Source organism: Aquirufa sp., from assembly GCF_964796385.1.
Genome location: NZ_CBAUBA010000009.1, coordinates 1 through 20586, shown reverse-complemented (window position 1 = coordinate 20586; position 20586 = coordinate 1). Strand labels below are relative to the sequence as shown.

The following is a 20586-nucleotide window of genomic DNA, read 5'->3' as shown; positions in this document are numbered from 1 at the left end:
AACTACAGCCATGCCACACCTTTCGAAAAGTGTGGCATGGCTGTTTAAAGCAAGTTTCTTGAATTGAAATCAATTTTTCCAAAATTCTATTGAAACTTTACAAAAACAAGATTGCAAATTCTGTTCTTTCCCATCTAAAATTGGGTTCGAATTCTTTTTCCAAATAATAAAAAATTTCTAAAATATGAACGCAAAAAAAATCCAATTTCTTCTTACTCTTTTACTTGTATCGATTGGTGAAATTTTTGCACAAAAAACCATAGTAAGTATTTTAGCTGATCAATTCTATATCAATGGAAAACCAACCTACCAAGGTAGATATTGGCAAAACCATAAAATTGAAGGTCTTTTAATGAATTCCCGAATGGTACAGGGTGTATTTGATGATCTCAACACCGAGGTCTCTCCTGAGTTTCAATACCCCGATACTCAAACATGGGATGCCAAAAGAAATAATACTGAGTTTGTAGCTGCTATGCCCCAATGGAAAGCCAATGGCCTACTTGCCTTTACATTAAATATGCAAGGCGGCAGCCCGTATGGCTACGGTAACAAAAAATGTATTAATCCAGGTTTTCATTCGGATGGTCGCCTAATGGAACCTTACATGAACCGGCTTGAAAATATTCTTAAAAAAGCAGACGAATTAAACATGGTTGTCATTTTAGGTCTTTTTTATTTTGGACAAGACCAATTCCTAAAGGATGAAAAGGCAGTAATAAATGCGGTGCGAGGCGTAAGAAATTGGCTATTGAAAAAAGGCTATCAAAATGTAATGATTGAAATTGCCAACGAATGTGATCACAAAGATTATGACCATGCCATTCTTCGGCCAGATCGAATTTCTGAACTAATTAATCTAGTGAAAGATAAAAAGAAAAATGGCAATCGTTTACTGGTAAGTACAAGCTTCACGGGGCGAAAAGTGCCTAATGACCCCGTAATTAAAGCTTCAGATTTTCTTCTGATTCATGGAAATGGAGCAAAAAATACAGCGGACATTCAAAATTTAATAGATAATACAAAAGCATCGAAAGCCTACCGGACTATACCCATCATAAATAATGAAGACGATCATTATGATTTTGAAAAGGAAACTAATAACATGATAGTTTCCATAAAAAATAACGTTTCTTGGGGCTATTTTGATTTTCGATTTAAAGGCGAAACAGAGATTAATGAGGGCTACCAAACAATTCCTGTAAATTGGGGAATAAGCTCTGAAAGAAAAAAAGCTTTTTTTGCCAAATTGAAAGAAATAACAGAAAGCAATTAACAGATATATCAAAATTTAAAATGATTATAATAACTAGAACTAAAATAAATATCGGCATTGCAATGATATTCTGCTTAACTATTTTGCAATCTTGTGCGACTAATCCTCCTGTAAGGACCTTTGAAAAACCGAGGATTGAATCTGCAATGATCAAAGCAATGCAATGGCAAGAGAAAAATTTGAAATTTGGTAAAGGACCAACAGATTGGACAAATGGAGCTTTTTATACAGGAGTAATGCGAGCTCATTTAGCCACAAAAAATACTGTTTTTGAAGACGCAATGATTAAGATGGGGCGTCAAAATGAATGGAAAACCTACGGTAGATATTTTCATGCTGATGATATCGCCATTGCCGCATCATATATTTATCTCAAAAAAAATGGAAATGGTGAAGTGAACTTAGAAGCTACAGAGTCTTGGATATACGACCATTTAACTAAACCTCATGAGTGGAAATCAGGGATAGGAAATGCTGAGCAAAAAATACTATGGTGGTGGTGTGACGCACTTTTTATGGCGCCACCCGTATTGGTCAATTATTCGAATTTAAAAAAGGATAGTAAATATTTGGACGAAATGCATAAATATTACATGCAAACCTATGCGTATTTATATGACAAAGAGGAAAAGTTATTTTATCGAGATAATCGTTTTTTCATAAAAGGAGATACCTCAGATAAACTGGAACGAAACGGTAAAAAAGTTTTTTGGTCAAGAGGAAATGGTTGGGTTTTGGCGGGCCTTGCATTGATTCTTGACGACATGCCTAAAAATTATGTTCATCGTCCTTTCTACGTAAATCTATTTAAAACGATGTCTGCAAGAATAATAGCGTTGCAACCGAACGATGGATTATGGCGTACTAGCTTGCTTAATCCCGAGAGTTTTATGCATGGCGAGGCAAGTGGAAGTGGATTCCATACTTTTGCTTTGGCCTGGGGAATTAATCAAGGTATTTTATCGAAGGAGAACTATCTGCCAGGTGTGTTAAAGGCGTGGACAGCATTAGAAAAATGCCAACAAGAAAACGGTATGATTGGCTGGGTGCAAGCTATTGGTTTTGACCCAAAACCTGCCGACAAAGACTCTTGGTTTAATTTTGGAACAGGTGCTTTTTTACTAGCTGGAAGTGAGATGCTAAAAATGAAATTAGATAAATAAATTATTTTCAATACTAAATAAATATCCTTTAAAGTCATGAAAAATATACTTGTAATTCTTTCATTATTCACTTTTTTCAGCGCGCATTCACAAATTTTACCCGACCATCCAAGAATACTATTGCTAAAAAATGAAGAAGCCAATATTGAAGCTAACATAAAAAATGATGAAAACTGGGCAAAACTGCATCAAACTATTTTGGCTGAAAGCGATAAGATTATCCTTTTGCCCACTTTGGAGCGTATCCAAATAGGACGACGTTTATTAGATAAATCGAGAGAGTGTTTGCGAAGGATATTTTATCTTTCTTACGCTTATCGTTTATCAAAGGAGAAAAAATATTTTGACCGATGTGAAGCCGAATTATTGAAAGTTTCCCAATTTTCAGACTGGAATCCTAGTCATTTTCTAGACGTTGCCGAAATGACTTTGGGCGTAGCCATAGGCTATGATTGGCTTTTTGCTGATTTATCAGAAAAATCTAGAAATATAATTAAAGAGGCTATACAGAAAAAAGGTATTGAGCCATCGCTTGATCCAAAATACAATTCGTGGCTCAAGGTAAGCCACAATTGGAATCAAGTTTGTAATGCTGGAATGACATATGGTGCTTTAGCTATTTATGAGGAAAACCCAAGCCTTTCAAAACAAATTATCGATCGAGCCAAGGAATCAATAAAATTACCTTTGGAAGACTATCATCCTGATGGCGCATACCCTGAAGGTTACGGGTATTGGGGCTATGGCACCAGCTTTCATATATTGTTTTTAAGCGCCTTACAAACCACACAATTAATTGATAACCAAATAGATACAGGATTAATTAAAACGGCATCTTACTTTCAAAATATGTTGGGTACTTCTGGTAAAAGCTTTAATTATTCAGATGCTGGCAATGGGTCAGGCCTTAACGCGGCCATGTTTTGGTTTGCTCATCAAGCAAAAAATAATAGCCTGCTTTTCAACGAAAAAAAATATTTGGATGATGCTTCAAAAATGAGTGGAAACAGAATTTTACCAGCTGCGATGATTTGGGGGAAAGACCTGAAATTGAATCAAAATGATGTCCCAACTCAAAAAACTTGGATGGGCCAAGGGAAAAGTCCGGTGGCTATGATGCGCACCTCTTGGACAGATAAAAATGCCATTTATACCGGATTAAAAGCAGGATCTGCTGCTGTAAATCATGCACATATGGATATTGGTTCTTTCGTCATGGATGCATATGGCGAACGTTGGGCCATGGATTTGGGTATGCAAGAATATGAATCACTGGAGTCCAAAGGCGTAAAGTTATGGGACAAAACCCAAAATGGACAGCGTTGGGAAATTATGAGATACAACAATCATTACCATAATACCTTAAGCTTTGACAATGAACTACAACTGGTTGATGCTAAGGCCAATATCATTCAAAGTACCACAACACCCAATTTTATGAGTGCAGTAACAGACCTCAGCCCTATTTATGAAAACAAAATTAAAGAAGCAAAAAGAGGGCTGGCGATACTAGATAATAATATTGTAGTTATTAAAGATGAAATTACGAATAAAGATAAGCCTACTCAAATGAAATGGGTTATGGTAACACAAGCCGACGTGAAAATTTTAAATGCTAATACTTTTCAATTAACCCAGAATGGCAAAATAATGTACTTGAAAGTAGTTTCAAATACTAAAATTGAACTAAAAACATGGAACATGGATGCTGTAAATTCTTTTGATGCCCCAAATCCCGGTACTAGTAGAATTGGTTTTTTGGCCAACTTGGAAGCAAGTCAAAAGGTTGATTTTACCGTTCTTATATCATCAACTAACAAAAATGTGAAAGTAAAACCTTTAATTCAATGGAGATAAGGCCTATAACCTTTTTGTTTTTGAACTTGATTATTTTTGGGTCAAATGCTCAAGAAATGGTCACTTTAAATCAAAAAGACGATGGTTTTAGGGGGATTTGGTATTTTATTGGTAAAACTAACAACGCGTATGTTCATAAATACAGCGGTGGCTTAGGAACCTATCCAGCCAATCATTATCCGTTTTCAATATATTCTGCTAAAGTGAACAAAACCTTTTTTTGTTACGGAGGGGCTTCGAAAGACACCAAGCCAAGCTTATTACATGAGGTGGCCTATTTTGATCATAAAACAAAATCGGTAAGCCGCCCTACCATAGTTTTGAATAAAAATACAGATGATGCCCATGACAACCCGGTGATTAGTATCGATAAGGACGGCTATATTTGGCTATTTTCGACCTCTCATGGAGTAAATCGCCCCTCATATATCCACAAAAGTGTTAAACCTTTTGATATAGAAAAATTCGAATTGGTAAAAGCGACTTATTATAAAGATGGTAAGCAAAGACCTTTTGATAATTTTTCTTACTTACAAATTTATTATGATAACGAAAACGGATTTATGGGCTTTATGACCCATTATGACGTTGGTGTACTTAAATATGGCACATCTAAACCTAGAAGAACCTCTGCTTTTATTACAAGTAAAGATGGTATTTCTTGGTCTGAAATAAAGGATATTGGTGCTATACAAGAAGGGCACTATCAATCTAGTGGTTATACAAAGCTACCTAATGGTCAAGTGAGGTATGTTACCATATTCAATTATCATCCTGATACAGAAAAGGGTGCCGGTTTAGATTTTAGAGCAAACATCTACTACTTAGAAACCACAGATTTTGGTCAAAGTTGGCAAAATTACAAAGGAGAAAATATGGATCTCCCTTTAAAAGCCGCGTTAAACCCAGCTCTAGTTCTCGATACACAGAAAGATAAAAAACTAGCTTATATCAATGATCTTGGTTTTGACGAAAAAGGAAATCCAATGTTTTCATATATTTCAAGTTTGGGGCCGGAACCAGGACCAGAAAATGGTCCTTACGAGTTGAAAACTGCTTATTTTAATGGGCAAGAGTGGCTCTATAAAAAAGTAACTGACGTGGACCATAATTATGACTTTGGCTCTTTATATTATATTAATGGCCAATGGCGCTTATTGGCCCCGACAGGAAATGTACCTTTTGCCTATAATACTGGTGGCGAGGTTCAACTATGGAAATATGCCACAAAAAAAGCTAAATGGGAACTGTCAAATTCATTGACTAAAAATAGCAAAACTAACCATTCGTATCCTCGAAAACCCATTAATTACCAGGCTGATTTTCAGGCTTTTTGGGCGGATGGAAATCCAAGAAAAGCCAGCAAATCATTTTTTTATATTTCCAATAACAAAGGAGAAGTTTTTCAATTACCCTATCAATTCAAGACTCAATCAATTAAACTTTCGAAGCAATGAAAAAATTACCTTTTTCTGGCTTTTTTACTAAATGGGTTTTTTAGCAGATACAACGAGATTTATTTCCCTTTCAAATTGATCAAATTATAAAAAAACATATACATGAAATATTGACTTTTGGGGGACTAAAAAGACTCTTTAAAATTAAAAAAAATGAAAAAAATCAAAATCACACTTTTACTGATTCTACTTGTTCAACAAGTGGGAATAGCTCAAACTAACGACCTTGTTACCATCAAAAAAAGGGTCATTGAAGAGTTATTTTTAATCAAACCTGATGATAAAGCTATCGAAACAATATTGTCAAAACAAAGTGAAGATGGTAGTTTTACTGGTATCAATTATACTGACCTCAGCCGAACAGCAAGTTTCCCACATGGACAACATACCAACAATTTAGCTAGTATGGGTAAGGCTTTCAACACAAAATCCTCTGTGTATTATAAAAGTGAAAGAGTAAAAAGTAGTGTCATAAAAGGCCTAGAGTTTTGGGTGAAAAATGATTTTGTAGGTGATAATTGGCATGATAATCAAATAACTACCCCAACCAATCTAGTAAATTTGATGCTTGCCATGGGAAATGATTTACCTAAAGAATTAGTAAACAAGGCACAGCCGATGATTAATAGGGCCAATATGGGCGCTTCAGGTGCCCGGCCCAGTGGTGATAGAATTGTAATAGCTGGCTTAGTGGCCAAGAATTGCCTGTTTTTAGGGAAAGATGCAGCATTTGACGACATAATAAAAATAATAGCTGATGAAATGAAATTTTCAACGGGTCAAAGGGGTATTCAGCACGATTACAGTTTTCACCATAGGCCAGACAGGGTGAATAATACCGACTCGTATGGTTACGGTAAATTTGCCAATGCCTATGGCGAATGGTCGCAGTATGTAGCTGGAACAGTATATAAATTTCCCATTGAAAAAATAAATATGCTAATAGACTATTACCTCGATGGCATTTACAAACAGCAAGTATATGGTGTATATGACGACGTGTCTGTTAAAAATAGAAGTATTGCAGGTAAAACTTTGTTTAAACCCAAAGATACGCGTGAAATCGAAAGGTTGTTTGTTAGCACAAGTTATCGTAAAAAAGAACTTGAGGAAATAATAAAATTAAGAAAAGGCGAAGGTAGTCCCACACAATCTTTCGCCAAGTTTTTTTGGCAAACAGAACATTTTGTATTTCAAAGGCCAGAATTTTATACCTCCGTAAGAATGTTTTCAACTAGAAATCGAAACATGGAGGAGCCATACAATGGCCCCGGAAAAACGACGCATCACCGAGCTGATGGCACCAACTATTTGGTTATGAAAGGTGATGAATACCATAATATTTGGGCGTCTTACGACTGGCAGAAAATATCCGGCACCACCATAATGCAAAAGCCTACCCTGCCTGACGCTACTCAAATTCAAAAAGATGGTTTAACAAATTTTGTAGGTGCCGTGACCGACGGCCTATATGGAGCAGTGGCATTTGACTTTAAAAGCCCGCATGATATGTTGGAGACGAAAAAATCTTGGTTCTTTTTCGACAAAGAATATGTTTGCCTCGGAGCAGGTATAAAACCAAAATCAAACCTGCCTGTCGCAACCACAGTAAACCAAGTTTTATTAAAAAGCGATGTAAAAATCAAGCAAAATGGGGAGATAAAAATACTTCCAAATGGCAATAGATTAGCAGAAAATGTAAAGTGGGTCCATCAAGATAATGTGGGATACCTGTTTCCTACATCTACAAAAATACATGTTTCTAACCAGACAGAAACTGGCCGTTGGTCAGACCTTACCGACCAAAAAAATATAAGTAAAGAGCTAGTAAGCACTGATATTTTCAAACTTTGGTTCAACCATGGCGATAAAATTAATGAAACCGATATTCATGGAAGCCGAATAATGAAGAATAGACCTACCTATGAGTACATTGTGGTGCCTAATGTAAGTGTTGAAAATTTGGAAGAAACTAGCCAAAATAATAGAGGAATCGAAATATTAGCTAATACTGAGGATCTTCAGGTGGTCAAGCACCACATATTGGGACAGGTGCAATTAGCCTTTTACAAAGCTGGTGAAATAGTCATAGATAAGGGAGAAAAAGTAAAAATGGAAAGCCAAGGTTTGGCGCTAATAAAAATTAAAAATGGAAAAATTGCTGAGTTGACCCTTGCCGATCCTTCCAGAAATTTGAATAAAATCATGATTACTTTACCAGGCATTTATACCTCAAAAAGGGAGAGGGTATTAAGCCTTCCCGATGCAAAAAGTAAACATACCATATTTATTGTCGACCTACCTCAAGGAGTTTTCGCAGGAAAAAGTGTCCACATAAAGCTCTAATTCATTATTTATGTTGATTTTTGATTTATTCATTCCATTGGATTGGGGTGAGTTGCATTTACTTTTTTTTACTCCCTAGTTTACTAAACTCTTTAATTCGTATAAGATTTATTAAAATTAAATTTATTGCCTAATTTGAGTTTATAGTAAACTCTCTTAACGAAAAAGTCCACATTAGTTTGAAACCACTTATTTTTAAAATTTAGCTATTAGATAATTTTTTTATTTTTTTATTACATTTAATATGAAAACATACCCCGAATGAAAAGAAGAAATATCCTAGGCTTTTTACTAACGAGCCCATTATTTGCTAGTAAACATTCGGCACAACAGGTCAGCTTAGCACCATCCAAAAGATTAAAAACCAGCCTAAATGCCTACTCCTTCAATGGTCCGTTAATGGCGGGGAGAATGAGCGTGGAGGATATGATGGATTTTTGTTCCGAACAGGGTTTTGAAGGATTGGATTTAACTGCGTACTATTTACCCGACTATCCCTTGGTCCCTACAGATGAATATTTGTTTAAGCTAAAAAGAAAATGCCATCATATTGGTCTGGAATTAAGCGGTACAGGTTGTCGGAATGACTTTGTTTTTGAGGATCAAATAGCTAGAGACCGAGAAATCGAACTAGTTAAAAACTGGGTAGATGCCACCGCAAAATTAGGAGCACCGGTACTTCGCGTGTTCGCTGGAAAAAGTAATTTACCAGGATATACTTGGCAACAAATTTCTCGCTGGGTTGTCGATTCGCTCAAAGAATGTACTGAATACGCAGCAAAAAAAGGAGTGATTATTGGTATTCAAAATCATAATGATTTTATAAAAACGGCCGACCAGGCAATTGATATTATTCAGCGGGTCAACAGCCCATGGTGTGGTCTCATTTTAGATGTAGGAAGTTTTCGCGAAAAAGAAGTATACGCAGAAATCAAAAAAGCTATTCCGTATGCGATAAACTGGCAATTAAAAGAAACCGTTTTTTTAGGCAAAACAGAAATTCCCATCGATTTAAAAAAGACCTTTGATATTATTAAAGAATCTAATTACAGGGGATATATTCCCATTGAAACTTTAAGAAAGGATGACCCTAAAATAATCATTCCTGAGTTTTTAGCTCAAATTAAACCCTATATTTTTTAGGGTTCTTCAAGGATTTTTTGCGCAGGTTACATTGGCATTGAAAAAAATAAATTTGAGAGACTACTTATTTTTGTTAATTTAAAATAAGTCAAATGAAAGATATAGTTTACATCGTCAAACATAAGTGATATTTCTTCTTGAAGCGTATTTCGTTTTTTAAACAAAGTAAACTTTCTTTGTTTCTTTGCAATCTTAGGTTGTTTTTATTTATCTAAATTCAGCTTTTTTCTTTAGAGATGATACCAAAAAATGACCAATTTCAGTACACTATATTCAAAATAAATGCTCCTTATAAATTAAAATAATCACTAAATTCGAACCAAAACACCTCGCATACAACCAATTCTTATCTAGAGATTAATCTGATTTATATGAAAAAAATGATCCTTTACTTATTGGTACTTTGGGGACTATTGAATCAATTAACATTGGCTCAAGACCTAAATACAAAATCAAGTAAATCGAAAATAACTAGCTTATACATCGTTCAAGATGTAAAATCTAGCTCAATTTCCATTTTTCGAAAAAATGGAAAATCACCCATCCTAACGCAAGTAGCCAAAGATAATTTCCGTCCATTCCTCCATCCCATCGTGGCGCCAGATGGCAATGGCCTGTTAACCGAATACAGTCCAGGGCACCATAAACACCAAACCGGAATTTACTGGGGATATACCCGCGTAAACGGCCGTGATTATTTCCATCATCCGGAAGGTGACTATTGGCGTAAATCCAAAGCCAGTGTCATTAAAAACAGTGGCAATGAAGTGAAGTGGGAAACCGTTTACGATTTACTAGACGAGAAAGGAAATGCAGTTTTAACCGAAACGCAAACGTGGTCCATGCGCGAAGAAAATGGCAAATATTTCCTCAAATTGATTTGGACTGGCGAGGCAAAAACAGATGTCACCATCGGCATGTATGATTATGGTGGGTTATTTGTCCGCATGCCATGGAAGGAAGGCATCGACGGAGAAGTGATAAATGGGGCAAGACAAAAAAATGAAAAAGCGGAAGGCCAAAGATCAAATTGGGTCGATGTGGGCATTCAAATAGAAGGCCGAAAAGACCGCGCCCACATAGCTGTTTTCGATCATCCTGAAAATAATGGATTTCCGCAGCATTGGCGGGTAGATAACCAATTGGGCATCGGGGTGGCCCGAGCAAAAAAGGGCAATTGGGAAATAAAAAAGGGTAAGATCGAGACGATCAAGCATGAAATCCTTGTCTATACCGGAAATCTCACGGACACAGAAATCAATAAGCTTTGGGCTAACTACAGTGGACAAGACATGTCATTTAATGTGGGAGGCGGCTCTCCCGCACTTTGGGGGGTGGCCCAACAAGAAGGACGGGATGCTAAGTTTTTAACCCCAGCAGAAGCCACGGCCGCCATGACGTTAAAGCCTGGTTTTAAGGTAAACGCTTGGGCAGCTGAGCCTATGATTACACAGCCCATGGCTTTTTGTTGGGATGATAAAGGCCGACTTTGGATTGCTGAAAATCGCGACTATGAGTCACGAGGATATGGTTTTTCAAAAGCGGGAAATAGCCGTATTTTAATCATTGAAGATACAAATCATGACGGTATCGCTGATTCAAAAAAGGTTTTTTTAGAGGGAATCGCTTTCCCTTCCGCCATTGCCGTTGGTTTTGATGGACTTTATCTAGGTGCCCCACCTAATTTGCTTTTTGTCCCAGACAAGAACCATGACGACGTGGCGGACATGGCAGATATCGAAGTGAAACTAACGGGCTGGGGAATTCGCGATCGGCACGAGACGTTAAATAGTTTGCACTGGGGACCGGATGGTTGGCTTTATGGCTTGCAAGGATTTGCCACTCCCTCTAAAGTAAGAAAGCCGAATGGCAAAGGAAAAATTTACAAGCAAAATGACCCTTTTCCTGAGAATATTTTAGAAGGAGAAGGAGTCGACATTAACGGAGGCGTGTGGAGGTACCATCCCACCAAAGATATTTTTGAGGTCGTCGCACACGGCTTCAGCAATCCCTGGGGGATCGATTACGATTCGAAGGGCCAACTATTCATTTCCGCTTGCGTCATTCCTCACATGTGGCATGTCGTTCCTGGAGGCGTATATCATCGCCAAGGAGGCCAGCATTTTAATCCTTATTTGTATAGCGACATTCGAACCATTGCAGATCACACGCACCGGTCTGCCCATGGAGGTGCTCGAGTATATCAATCCGACGCTTTTCCTGCTGACCAAAAAGGAAAAATTTTCATGGCCAATATCCATGAACATGCTATTTTATCTGATGTTTTGGCAAAATCAGGTTCAGGGTTTGTGGCCAAACACGGAGATGAATTACTACTGGCCAACAACGCACAATGGGTTGGCTTTAGCATGGAGGTAGGACCAGATGGAGGTTTATATGTGTTGGATTGGCATGATGCAGACATATGTGGAAAAGAGGTTTTAAATGGAGAAACTGGCCGCGTATACCGCGTGATGCCTACAGAAAATTTAGCTGAAAATTGGGCCGGACGATTCGACGATTTAAATGCATTGAGCGATTTGAAATTAGCATCCTTTCAAACAAATAATAGCGATTGGCATTCACGTAGAGCGCGGGTTATTCTTCAAAATAGAAGTTCAAAAGGTAAAATAGATCAAAATGCAATCTCTGAATTACAAAACATCTTAAAAACTAACTCAAATTCCGACTACCGTTTACGGGCTTTATGGGCCTTGCATGTGACCCAAAGTTTGGCTGCGGGCCAATTAGAAAATTTGCTTTCCGATTCAGACGAGTATATCAGATCGTGGGCCATACAGCTCTTATGCGAAGATAAATCGCCATCCGCGGAAGCGCTAAGTGCATTTGTCAATATGGCCAAAGCAGATAAATCACCCGTGGTTCGCTTGTATTTGGCCTCTTCGCTACAAAGAATTTCTGAGGCATCTGCGTGGAAAATCGCGCGTGAATTAACCCAGCACGCAGAGGATAGCGAAGACCATAACGTACCTAAAATGATTTGGTTTGGGCTTGAACCCTTCGTTAAATCCAACCCGAAATTAGGCTTAGAATTATTGAAAAACTGTCGAGTTCCCTTGATCGCAAATTACATCGCCAGGAGACTTGTGGATGCCAATGAACATGAGTTGTTGGTTAGTTATATCGGAAATATCAATACGAATTTGACCCACGTTTTAGAAGGAATGAGGGACGGTTTAGAAGGACGATTTGACCTCAGTGCACCTGAAAACTGGAGTGGTGTTTTCAAAAAATTGACCTTAAAAAAAGGTACTGTAGCTACATTGGCGACGCAGATATCTCAGCGATTTGGTGAAACCGATGCGACGCAAAAATACGTTGCATTGATAAAGAATACCAAATCATCGATAAGCCAACGAAAAGAAGCCATCAATTACCTTGCTGCTGGAAAAAAGGTGGAGTTGAAAAATGAAATACCGACCTTATTTAGTCAACTTCCATTGCGAATGGATGTTATTTCTGCGATTGCCAATTACAATGAAGATTATTTAGGCGCATTGATTATTAGCAACTACCGCGCTTTAAACGTTGCTGAAAAACGCAGGGCCATAGAAACACTTTCTGCTAGACCAAAATACGGTTGGCAATTAACACAAGCCCTCAAAAACCAAACAATTCCTAAATCTGACATTCCGGCTTATACGGCGCGCCAACTACTTCGTGTCGTTGGTAGTGGATTTATCGAATATTGGGGTCCTATCGAACAAGAACAATCATTAGAAAAGGCGTACATCAAGTACCGTAATATCCTCACGCCTACTGCTATTTTAGAAGCGAATGCAAAAAAAGGTGAAATCGTATTTCAAAAAAGCTGTGGATCATGCCATAAAATGTATGGAAATGGGGGTAATATAGGCCCTGAATTGACCGGATCAAACCGTGCTAATTTGGACTATTTTTTATTCAACGTGTTAAACCCATCGGGCGAAATACAAGAAGATTATAAATTGGTCGTTATTACTACCCGTGATGGTCGCACCTACTCCGGCAACGTGATCGCTGAAAATGACCGACAAGTCACCATGCGAATCGTGGGCAAAGAATCCTCCAAAATTAATAAGTCCGACATTCAATCGAGGGAAGTTATGCCTAGCTCGTTAATGCCAGTGGGTATTTTAGAAACCATTCAAGAAAATGAAGTGTTGGATTTAGTGAAATACATGCAAACGATGAAGCCTAAACCTTGATTGGTTTCAGGATGCCTTATAATTCAAAAGTTTTCTTGCCTAATAAGTTGATCAAAAGAAGGAATTGACTTTAAAAAAAAAAGCGAATTACTAAATGATAAATATACGTTTTGAGTAAAATTTATTAAAATTGTTAGCACAAACTCCTTTTTCATGTTAAATCGATTTATCATTGCGGTAGGCTGCGTCCTAATCCTATCATGTTCTAAAACGGATTCAGTAACGCCCATCACTCCCACACCTGCTCCTAATGCGGAAGTCCCAGCCATTTACAAGAAAATCTATGGTGCTACAAGCGTTACGAGCGATGGCACCTTTATTACGATTAAAACAAAAGATTTACCTGATCACAAAAGCCCGTATTATCCAACTACGAATGCCTTACATCAAGCGTATTCGGGTACGACGTTTGGTGGTTTAAATTTTGCCAAAAACCCTAATTCCATTATCGAGCAATCAGCAACTTTCAAAATACCCATCAATCCAAAGGCGTCAGCAAATCACCCTGCGACTCCTTTGGGAGCCATTGGAATTACGTTAAATGGTATACCCTTATTTAATCAATATGCAGGACCGAACAACCAAGAATTGAAGGGAGAAATGGCTAGTTTCGATCAGTTTTATGGCCATCCACAGCAGTCTGGAGTTTACCATTACCATGTAGAACCGCTTCACCTCACGACGGTTAAGTCAACTAAATCTGGGCTGATGGGATTCTTATTAGACGGCTTTCCTGTTTATGGTCCACAAGAAGAAACAGGCTCCGCAGTGACGAACGCAAATTTAGATGTCTATCACGGTCACACGCACGCAACGGTAGATTATCCGAATGGTATCTACCATTACCATTTCACCACGGAGGCACCCTATTTAAACGGGAACGGCTACTATGGCACCCCGGGAACGGTTTCGCAATAATGAAATATACGTTGCTTTTTTTGTTAGTATGGAGCTGTGCCAAATCAGAGCCAGAAACCCTGGTCGAAAAGAATTACTTTACCTCTGGCAAGATCAAAGAAATTCGTCATATACAAAACGGGGTGAGGCAAGGTTTGCAAACAGCTTTTTGGGAAAATGGAAAAAAGCGTTTTGAATATACTGCCGTGAATAATGCCTACGAGGGAGAACTAAAAGAATGGGCAGAGAATGGGCTGTTATTTCACCTCGCACATTACAAAAATGGGCAGGAAGAAGGTGTTCAAAAAATGTGGCACGCAAACGGCAAAATCCGTTCTAATTTTATCATTATACAAGGCCGCCGATACGGCTTATTAGGAACTAAAAACTGCAAGAATATCAATGAGAAATTACTTGATTATTAGTCTTTTCTTGATGTCATGTTCAGAAACCTCGGTTTCTGAAATTCCCTATTACACTACTCCCGATTTTACCCCCTACTTTATTAGCGAGTTGGAGGCAGCTACTAAAATTACGCACCGCATCAAAGCCTTTGCTTTCTACAACCAAGACAGCACCTTATTTTATAGCAAATCCCTGCAAGGAAAAGTCTACGTGGCGAATTTTATTTTCACCCGCTGCAGTAATATTTGTCCAGACATGACTGCCCAAATGAAGCGCATCGAGAAAGCCTTTCATTCTAACTCACAAGTTCAACTCCTTTCTTTTACCGTTACACCTTGGCTAGATGATGTAAATACGCTGCATAAGTTTGGAGAAAAATACCAAATTTCATCAGCGAATTGGTCTTTATTAACTGGCCCCAAAGCCTCCATTTATACCCTCGCTCGTCAGTCGTTTTTTGCGGAGGAATCTATAGGCTACAATAAGGATACCAAAGAGTTTTTACACACAGAGCATATCGTGCTAGTTGATCAAAAAGGGCGTATTCGCGGTATTTATAATGGTACAATTCCGCTAGACGCTGAACAATGCATCGAGGATATGAAGTTGCTGTTGGAGAAATAGCGGCTTATTTTATCGAAAAAATTCAGTTAGTTTGAAGAAAGTTCCTACTTAGTAATTAATAAGTTATGGAATTTTCAAGTCGCAAAATTTTGTTTATTAACTCAAAGCGACCAATATCAATTGATTGAATATAATTGGAGAGCTTAACATGTTGATAACAAAAAGACTACTCGCCTGACTGGTTTTTTGCCTACCAAAGTAGTCCATACGGTTTAAGGAAACCCTACCCTATCGTATCTAAATCGGATCAAAACCAAACCTTATTAATCTATCTATATTTTTTGATTTTTGAAACACATTAAAATCAGATGAAATAGAGTGGTATGGCTCGCTTATTTGCTGTTCTATTTTTTTATAAACAATTTATTTAAAATAAATTTATTTCTAATTTGGAGTTAAAGTGAAACACTCCTTAGGGAAAAGTCCAATTAGTTTGACGACTTTAATAAGGGAGATAATTTTTAATCTAATAAAATGAAAAAAATAATTTTGATTTACTCGATAGCATCATTTTTTTTCACATTTGATAGTTTTTCACAAGTAAAAAACTCGAAGGAGAACTTTATAAAAGATGTTCCAACTGGAATTACAATCAAAGGCGATGATTTTTATGTGGATGGCAAGAAAATTCAGCTTGCCGGCAATCATACTTGGAATACAGTTCAACATATAAATGGTGAACGTATTAGTATGAATAAAATTACAGGTAACTTCACTCGATTATGGACTATAGAAACAAAAGGAGCAGTTTTTGCTGGTTCTACTTGGGGAAGTAACTCACCTGGAGTTGTAAAGATTCGAAATGTGCCATGGAAAAATGATAAAAGTGGGCTTTTGAATCCTAGATATTATGTTGCTCTGGAAAGAACTGTCCGAGCAGCAAACAAAAAAGGTATTATTGTAAGTGTTTGCTTGTTCGAGGGAAGTATTGTTCCTTACTTTGGGGCTAGTGGTGATTCTTGGAAACTTCACCCGTTCAATGGTATTAAGAATGGACCAACTGAATCGTGGCAAGTTCATAGTAAAGGACCATGGAATGAATATCAACGTGCTCATGTAAAAGAGGTTACATCTCGACTTGAAAAGTATGATAATGTAATGTATGAGGTAGGAAATGAGTTGCATCGTGAATCAACAAAATGGTTTCAGGGTAAAGTTATCGAATGGGTAAAAAGTTTTACTGATAAACCTGTTGGGGCATCTTATGCCACAGGAATGAAAGAATCTAAAAATAGAACTCAAGATTGGTTGACTACTATTGATGCTGACTGGATTGCTCCAGCTGGTGCACAAAAATTACCTAGATTCAAAGGTCCACAAATCCTTGATACTGATCACGCTTGGCCTTTACATTCTAAAGTTAATGGATTGAGAGATGCTTGGAATGCTGGTAGAAGTATTTTGTTGATGGACGGATTCCATGGTACTATGTTGAGAAATCAAGATAATTTACAACCGGACCGTAATTTTATTGACAGTGTTATTGTAAATCGAAAGCAAAAAGTGGACCGATAGAGGTTATTTCTTGACTTCGTTTAAAATTTAACAAACCCCCGTTTTGATCTAAAACCACACTCGTGTTACCTATTTTGCTTTCACAACCTAAGAAATAGACTCTACCGGTCTAATTTTACTAACGATTTAAAAGTAAGCGGGTACTTTTCAGACCTTATTTTTTATGTAATAAACTTTTCATATCGGTTCGGATCTTTTTCAAATCAGCATTATTGGCTAAATTATTTTGTTCTTTAGGGTCAATGGTCAAATCATATAACTCAATGCCTTTTTCCCCATCTTCCCATTCTGTATAGCGCCATTTTTCAGTTCGTACAGATCTGCCCATGACATTGCTTTGTATCCGTAAAATTTGAGTATAAGCTGCTCTATCCCACTTTTGTAAAGGGTTTATCATAAGTGGTTTAAGACTTACCCCCATCAAGTGATCGGGCTTGGATAGATTGCATAAGTCTGTCAAGGTTGGGTAAATATCCAACAACTCCACTGTTCTTGAACAGCCCTGATCCTGAAGAGCCAATTTGGAATCAACTACAATCAAGGGTGATCTAGTGGCTTCTTCCCAAAGAGTTTGTTTCATCCACTGACCATGTTCAGATAATTGATAGCCATGGTCACTCCAAAAAACAATAACTGTATTTTCTGCCAATCCCAATCTATCCAATTCATTTAAAAGGCGTCCAACTTGTGCGTCAACAAAACTTATGCTGGCATAATAGGCATGAATAATTTCTTTTTTCAAATCGGGCCTATCTTGCCAAAGGTAAGAAGTGTGAGTTTGGTTAAAAGCAGGTTTGGGATATTTTACAGAGTCAGCAGGATTTACTATAGGCAGCACTATGTTGTTTGCATCGTATAAATCAAAGTATTTTTTAGGCGCAACGAATGGCACATGAGGACTAAAAAAACCAACTGCTAAAAAAAATGGCTCGTTTTTACGCTCATTCATGATCCGAATGGCCTCAGTTGCCACTTTGCCATCGGTTTGTTCTTCATCAGTGCCAGTACTTGGCCAATAAGCCAAGGCACTGCCAAGGCTCTTTTTAGGGGTTAGGTTGATGATTTTGTCTTCTTCCAACCTACCCTGGCCTATTGGATTGACCCTTTCATTCCATGAAAGGGAGTCGTCAAGGCCATTAGTTCCAATACCTGAGGGATTATTATAATGGAAAATTTTTCCAATTCTAGCTGAATGATAACCATTATTTTTAAAATGCTGAGGGAGGGTAACAACGTTTGGAACAGTTTGACGAAAATGGGTATTAAGGTCAAAGATTTTAACTGAATCAGGACGTAAGCCCGTTAATAAAGATGAGCGGGAAGGGCTACAAAAAGGTATTTGACAATGGGCATTTGTGAATTTAACACCTCTTTTGGCTAATCTGTCAATATTGGGTGTTTTTACAAAATCATTTCCATAGCAACCTATAGCCATATTCAAATCATCTGTTGCGATGAAAAGCACATTGCGGTTTTGCAGATTTTGAGCGACAAGGTTTAAACTTATGAACAAAAATAGAATCGAAATAAAAGTAGTTTTCATCGTTTAATATTTAAATTTTATAATCCACACAAGCAAGTCAATCAATTAAAAAATAATATTTGGTATTCAAAAAAGATCAAATAAACAAAGTACTATCCCACTATCAATGAAGCGATCTTACATTATCCAAATAACTAATCCACTAGCTCCTTCACTTATTTATTTATAAAATTTCAATAACTGCACTTATTTTTTCTACTCGCTGTTTGCGTGTGGATTACAATTTACTCAAATCACAACAGCTTGCTACCTTTGCTTTTATTCTTTTACCTGTAGCTCAAGATTATTTCTAGGCCACCTGCCAACTCAATTACAGACTATAAATTTTTTATTTGTCAAATGTCTTTTTTTCAAAACAGTTTCATAAGTACTTCGTCAAACTCTTAGAAATTTTTTTTACAAGTGTTTGATATTGATTTAAACTTGAATTTAAATGTACTTTTTTTCTGTGCAATCTTTCGCTAATTGTTTTTTTCTTGTTTAGACTGTTTAAAATCATTTTTTTATTTATAAAATGATTAATGCTAGAGTGAAATTAAATATAACGTAGTAGGCTATTTAAATAAAATTCCAATTAGTTTGATGTCTAACAAGGTTGAAAAATGTAACTATACAAGGATAAAAAATAAAAAAATTGACTTTGTAAATTATTTAGTATAAAATTGTATTACAAATATATATAATCATATAAGTTTTAAAAATAATTATATTATTTAAAGCTATAAACTAAAACGCAACAAAGTATGAGAATTAAATTCTATTTGTTATCGAAGGTATTTGTATTGGTTACACTTTTTAGTAGTATAGCAAATGCCCAAATCACTGGTGAGGTGACTAATATTTTAAATGGAGAACCACTCATTGGAGCCAGTGTAATTGTAAAAGGAACCTCAACAGGATCAACTGTTGATGTGAATGGTAAGTATTCAATTAATGCACCAGCATCAGCCACTACACTAATTTTTTCAAATATTGGCTTTATTAAACAGGAAGTAACCATTGGAAATCAAAAGGTAATTAATGTTAAGCTAAAGGAAGACTTTTCGACCCTTGATGAAGTTGTTGTGATAGCTTATGGAACGATTAAGAAAAGTGACTTGACTGGTTCAGTTTCCTCTTTAAGGGAAAAAGATTTTAACAAGGGGGTAAACAATTCCATTGACCAGTTGATAACAGGGCGTGCAGCGGGCGTACAAGTTTCACAAACCAGCTCTGAACCAGGTGGAGGTGTTTCAATTCGAATTCGTGGAGCCAATTCAATTACTGCCGGGAATGAGCCACTCTATGTAATCGATGGATTTCCGATAGATAATAGCAATTTAATTCAAGGTGGTGGTGCTGCTGCAACTGGTTCAACTGTAGTTGGTAGAAATCCATTAAGCTCATTGAATCCGGCGGACATTGCCTCCGTAGAAATCTTAAAAGATGCCTCTGCTACTGCTATTTATGGTGCAAGGGGTGCAAACGGTGTAGTTTTGATTACAACTAAAACAGGAGGAGCGGGTAAAACCAAAGTAAAATATGATTCATATTATGGGCACCAACAGGCACCCAGACGGCTCGAAACCCTAAACACGTCAGAGTATATACAAGTTATGAATGAAATCGGTAAACAAGAATTAGGCAGAGAAGTGTTTTCAGCTGCTGAAATCGCCAGAATAGGTGAGGGCGTGGACTGGCAATCGCAGGTATTTCGAAGTGCCCCGATTAGTAATCAAAACATTAGTTTTTCTGGTGGTTCTGCTAAAACCACTTTTTTTACATCGCTAAATTACTTTGATCAGCAAGGAGTTGTAAAGGAAACGGGTATGAAAAGATTTGGCGGACGGCTTAACATGACCAATCAGGTAAATGACAAATTTAAAATTGGGGTAAATCTTAACACATCAGTGCAGTTTGATGATTTCGCTTTGGATAATGCTGAAACTAATGAAGCTCAAGGGCCCGTGTATGCAGCTGTCTTGTACGATCCTACAGAGGCAATTTACAAAGCAGATGGAAGTTTTAACCATTCGTCCAATTTAACTACCCCGAATCCAGCAAGTTTAATTGCTGGGATAGATTCTAAAGGACAAACTAACCGAACTTTTGGAAACGTGAACTTTAATTATTCGGTCTTACCAGGATTAGATGCCAAACTTAACCTTGGAAG

At 37.2% G+C, this 20586-nt stretch carries 13 protein-coding genes; 12 read left to right on the top strand and 1 reads right to left on the bottom strand.

The features are described 5' to 3' along the window. Positions 1–184 precede the first annotated feature (184 nt). From AC1W6K_RS04600 to AC1W6K_RS04550, 11 genes are all read left to right on the top strand, one after another. The gene (locus tag AC1W6K_RS04600; RefSeq protein WP_481946608.1) at positions 185–1276 is read left to right on the top strand and encodes a hypothetical protein; all 1092 of its coding nucleotides are present in this window, start codon (positions 185–187) and stop codon (positions 1274–1276) included. 20 nt (positions 1277–1296) lie between these two features. Next, the gene (locus AC1W6K_RS04595; RefSeq protein ID WP_481946607.1) at positions 1297–2439 is read left to right on the top strand and encodes a glycoside hydrolase family 88/105 protein; all 1143 of its coding nucleotides are present in this window, start codon (positions 1297–1299) and stop codon (positions 2437–2439) included. A gap of 36 nt (positions 2440–2475) precedes the next feature. Continuing rightward, positions 2476–4296 (top strand): heparinase II/III domain-containing protein, encoded by a 1821-nt coding sequence (locus tag AC1W6K_RS04590; RefSeq protein ID WP_481719418.1) that lies wholly within the window; start codon positions 2476–2478, stop codon positions 4294–4296. A 20-nt stretch (positions 4297–4316) separates the two neighbouring features. Next, a complete protein-coding gene (locus tag AC1W6K_RS04585) occupies positions 4317–5753 on the top strand; it encodes a BNR-4 repeat-containing protein (RefSeq protein WP_481946606.1) in 1437 nt (478 codons plus the stop codon). 153 nt (positions 5754–5906) lie between these two features. Next, on the top strand, positions 5907–8099 hold the full coding sequence (locus tag AC1W6K_RS04580) for a polysaccharide lyase family 8 super-sandwich domain-containing protein (RefSeq protein ID WP_481946605.1): 2193 nt from the start codon (positions 5907–5909) through the stop codon (positions 8097–8099). Positions 8100–8360: 261 nt separating this feature from the next. Continuing rightward, a complete protein-coding gene (locus tag AC1W6K_RS04575; protein ID WP_481719415.1) occupies positions 8361–9242 on the top strand; it encodes a sugar phosphate isomerase/epimerase family protein in 882 nt (293 codons plus the stop codon). A 371-nt stretch (positions 9243–9613) separates the two neighbouring features. Next, a complete protein-coding gene (locus AC1W6K_RS04570; RefSeq protein WP_481946604.1) occupies positions 9614–13450 on the top strand; it encodes a PVC-type heme-binding CxxCH protein in 3837 nt (1278 codons plus the stop codon). Between the two features lie 153 nt (positions 13451–13603). Continuing rightward, positions 13604–14368, top strand: coding sequence for a YHYH protein (locus tag AC1W6K_RS04565; RefSeq protein ID WP_481719414.1), 765 nt, complete (start codon positions 13604–13606; stop codon positions 14366–14368). After that, the gene (locus tag AC1W6K_RS04560; RefSeq protein WP_481946603.1) at positions 14368–14772 is read left to right on the top strand and encodes a toxin-antitoxin system YwqK family antitoxin; all 405 of its coding nucleotides are present in this window, start codon (positions 14368–14370) and stop codon (positions 14770–14772) included. The genes AC1W6K_RS04565 and AC1W6K_RS04560 overlap by 1 nt, the downstream gene beginning before the upstream one ends. Positions 14773–14782: 10 nt before the next feature. After that, entirely contained in the window at positions 14783–15376 is a 594-nt protein-coding gene (locus AC1W6K_RS04555; protein WP_481946602.1) for an SCO family protein, read from the top strand. A 474-nt stretch (positions 15377–15850) separates the two neighbouring features. Beyond that, positions 15851–16891, top strand: coding sequence for a hypothetical protein (locus AC1W6K_RS04550; protein WP_481719411.1), 1041 nt, complete (start codon positions 15851–15853; stop codon positions 16889–16891). Positions 16892–17045: 154 nt separating this feature from the next. Here AC1W6K_RS04550 and AC1W6K_RS04545 read toward each other — a convergent pair whose 3' ends face one another. Then, positions 17046–18434, bottom strand: a complete 1389-nt coding sequence (locus tag AC1W6K_RS04545) for a sulfatase (protein WP_481946601.1) — start codon at positions 18432–18434, stop codon at positions 17046–17048. A 743-nt stretch (positions 18435–19177) separates the two neighbouring features. On the opposite strand from AC1W6K_RS04545, the gene AC1W6K_RS04540 reads away from it, so the two are divergent. Further along, a partial coding sequence (locus AC1W6K_RS04540) for a SusC/RagA family TonB-linked outer membrane protein (protein ID WP_481946600.1) occupies positions 19178–20586 on the top strand: 1409 nt, incomplete at its 3' end.